4 protein-coding genes are annotated in these 2,961 nt (G+C 65.7%); all 4 read right to left on the reverse strand.

What is annotated here, in order from left to right; genetic code table 11:
* Positions 1 to 996: branched-chain amino acid ABC transporter permease (locus GVY41_RS19970; RefSeq protein ID WP_373283327.1), on the reverse strand; the 996-nt coding region annotated here is incomplete at its 3' end.
* Positions 989 to 1,876: a branched-chain amino acid ABC transporter permease gene (locus GVY41_RS19975; RefSeq protein WP_161348731.1), complete on the reverse strand. Its 888-nt coding sequence runs from the start codon at positions 1,874 to 1,876 to the stop codon at positions 989 to 991. The genes GVY41_RS19970 and GVY41_RS19975, both read right to left, overlap by 8 nt.
* Positions 1,877 to 1,878: 2 nt before the next feature.
* The gene (locus GVY41_RS19980) at positions 1,879 to 2,583 is read right to left on the reverse strand and encodes an ABC transporter ATP-binding protein (protein WP_161348732.1); all 705 of its coding nucleotides are present in this window, start codon (positions 2,581 to 2,583) and stop codon (positions 1,879 to 1,881) included.
* A partial coding sequence (locus GVY41_RS19985; protein ID WP_161656935.1) for an ABC transporter ATP-binding protein C-terminal domain-containing protein occupies positions 2,580 to 2,961 on the reverse strand: 382 nt, incomplete at its 5' end. The genes GVY41_RS19985 and GVY41_RS19980, both read right to left, overlap by 4 nt.

The following is a 2,961-nucleotide window of genomic DNA, read 5'->3' on the forward strand; positions in this document are numbered from 1 at the left end:
ATTGAACCCCAGCATCCGTCCCAGCTTTGACGCATAGAACTCTCCGACCAGGCCGCGGCGGAACAGCAGGACGCAGACCATGAACACCACGCCGGTGATGATGGTGACCGGCACGTTCGAGGTGGCGAGGGTGTTTTGCAACGTCACCACCAGCCCGGCGCCGAAGACCGGGCCGATCAGGGTGCCGATGCCGCCAAGCAGGGTCATCAGGATCACCTCGCCCGACATCTGCCAGGACACGTCGGTCAGCGTGGCGAACTGGAAGACCAGCGCCTTCATGCCGCCCGCAAGGCCGGTCAGCGCCGCCGACATCACGAAGGCCCCCAGCTTGTAGCGGGCCACCGAATAACCCAGCGAGATCGCGCGGTTCTCGTTCTCGCGGATCGACTTCAGGATCATCCCGAAGGGCGAGTTCACGAAGCGCCAGATCAGCGCCATGCCGATCAGGAACACCCCCAGCACGGTGAAGTAGAGGTTGGTGGAGTTGCCAAGGTCGATGACCCCCAGCAGGTGCCCGCGCGGCACCGACTGGATGCCGTCCTCGCCATGGGTGAAGCCGGCCTGCAGGCAGAAGAAGAAGAACATCTGGCTGAGCGCGAGGGTGATCATCGCGAAGTAGATGCCCTGCCGGCGGATGGCGATGGCGCCCATGATCAGGCCAAGCCCCGCCGCGCCGGCGACGCCGAGCAAAATGCCGAACTCGGGCGGCCAGCCCCAGACCTTCACCGCATGGGCGGTGAAGTAGGCCGCACCCCCGAAGAAGGTGGCATGGCCGAAGGACAGGAGGCCCGTATATCCCAGCAGCAGGTTGAAGGCCGCGGCGAAGAGCGCGAAGCACAGGAGCTTCATCAGGAAGATCGGGTAGAGCAGGAACGGCGCCACCAGCAGGAAGGCCAGTGCCCCGACCAGGATCGCCACCTTGATCGGCCCGGCGAGCGCGAGGGTGCGCGTCGGTGCGGTGTCAGCGGAATGTGTGCTGTGGCTCATGTCAGGCATCCTTGCCGAATAGGCCTGCGGGACGCAGGATCAGGACGATCGCCATGATGACGAAGATCACGATGTTCGAGGCTTCGGGGTAGAAGACCTTGGTCAGCCCCTCGGCAATGCCCAGCATGTAGCCGGTGATGATGGCGCCAAGGATCGAGCCCATGCCGCCCACCACGACCACCGCGAAGACGATGATGATGATGTTGCTGCCCATCAGCGGGCTGACCTGGTAGATCGGCGCCGCCAGCACCCCGGCCAGCGCCGCCAGCCCCGCGCCAAGCCCGTAGGTCAGCGTCAGCAGCAGGGGCACGTTGATGCCGAAGCTTTGCACCAGCACCGGGTTCTCGGTCGCGGCGCGCAGGTAGGCGCCAAGCTTGGTCTTCTCGATCAGGAACCACACCGCGATGCAGACCGCCATCGAGAACACGACCACCCAGCCGCGATAGATCGGCAGGAACATGAAGCCGAGGTTGACCCCGCCCGTGAGCGCGGCCGGCGTCGAATAGGGCTGGCCCGAGGCGCCGAAGAAATAGCGGAAGGTGCCCTCGATGGTCAGCGCCATGCCGAAGGTGAAGAGAAGGCCATAGAGATGGTCGAGCTTGTAGAGCCGCGAGAGCATGGTGCGCTCGACGAAGGCCCCCATCGCCCCCACCACCAGCGGCGCCAGCAGCAGCGCGCCCCAATAGCCGATGCCGGCGAACTTGAGCATCAAGAGCGCCACGAAGGCCCCCAGCATGTATTGCGCGCCATGGGCGAAGTTGATGACCCGCAACAGGCCGAAGATCACCGCAAGGCCAAGCGACAGCAGCGCGTAGAACGAGCCGTTGATGAGGCCCACCAGCAGCTGCCCCAGCAGCGCCTGAATGGGAATGCCGAAGATCATGGTCATCGTCAGACCCCCAGTTCGCGGTTGAGAAGGTCCATCCGGGCCGGCAGGTCGGCCACCGGGAACTCGGCTTTCATGCGGCCATGGTCCATCAGGTAGAAGCGGTCGGCGACCTTGCTGGCAAAGCGGAAGTTCTGTTCCACCAGCACCACGGTCATGCCGCGGGCCTTGAGCTTGCCCAGAACCTCGCCGATGGCCTGGATGATGACCGGGGCAAGGCCCTCGGTCGGCTCGTCCAGCAGCAGGCAGCGCGCGCCGGTGCGCAGGATGCGGGCCATCGCCAGCATCTGCTGCTCGCCGCCCGACAGCTTGGTGCCGGGGCTGCTGCGCCGTTCCAGCAGGTTGGGGAACAGCTCGTAGATCTCGTCGACCGCCATCCCGCCCGGGGCCACGATCGGCGGCAGGGTCAGGTTCTCCTCGACGGTGAGGGTGGCGAAGATGCCGCGTTCCTCGGGCACGAAGCCAAGGCCGGCGCGGGCGGAGCGGTGCAGCGGCACCCCCATCATGTCCTTGCCCGCGAAGGTGATGGTGCCCTCGCGCTTGCGCAAGATGCCCATGATCGTGCGCAGCGTCGTGGTCTTGCCCATGCCGTTGCGGCCGAGGATGCAGATCATCTCGCCTTCGTTCACATGCAGGTCCACGCCATGCAGCACATGGCTTTCGCCATACCAGGCGTGCAGCCCGGCGACGTTGAGGAGAGGCGCACTCATTCTTCGGTTCCCATATAGGCGGTGCGCACGCGCGGATCGGCGGACACGGTGGCGTAATCGCCCTGCGCGATGATCTCGCCCCGTTGCAGCACCGTCACCTCGTGGCAGATGTCGGCCACGACGCTGAGATTGTGTTCCACCATCAGCACGGCGCGGTGCCGGGCGACGTCGCGGATGATCGCGGCGACCATCTGCACATCCTCCTGCCCCATGCCGGCCATCGGTTCATCGAGCAGCAGCACCTCGGGGTCGAGCGCCAGCGTCGTCGCAATCTCCAGCACCCGCTTGCGGCCATAGGACAGGTCCCCGGCGCGCGCATCGCGGTATTCGCTCAGGCCCAGATCACCGAGCAGCACCTCGGCCCGTCCATTCAGCCGG

It is taken from the genome of Frigidibacter albus, from assembly GCF_009908165.1.
GTDB lineage: Bacteria > Pseudomonadota > Alphaproteobacteria > Rhodobacterales > Rhodobacteraceae > Frigidibacter > Frigidibacter albus.

Excerpts from the sequence above, each read along its gene's own strand:
- GVY41_RS19975 (WP_161348731.1), bottom strand. The coding sequence starts at position 1,876 with ATGACCATGATCTTCGGCATTCCCATTCAGGCGCTGCTGGGGCAGCTG.
- GVY41_RS19980 (WP_161348732.1), bottom strand. The coding sequence starts at position 2,583 with ATGAGTGCGCCTCTCCTCAACGTCGCCGGGCTGCACGCCTGGTATGGC.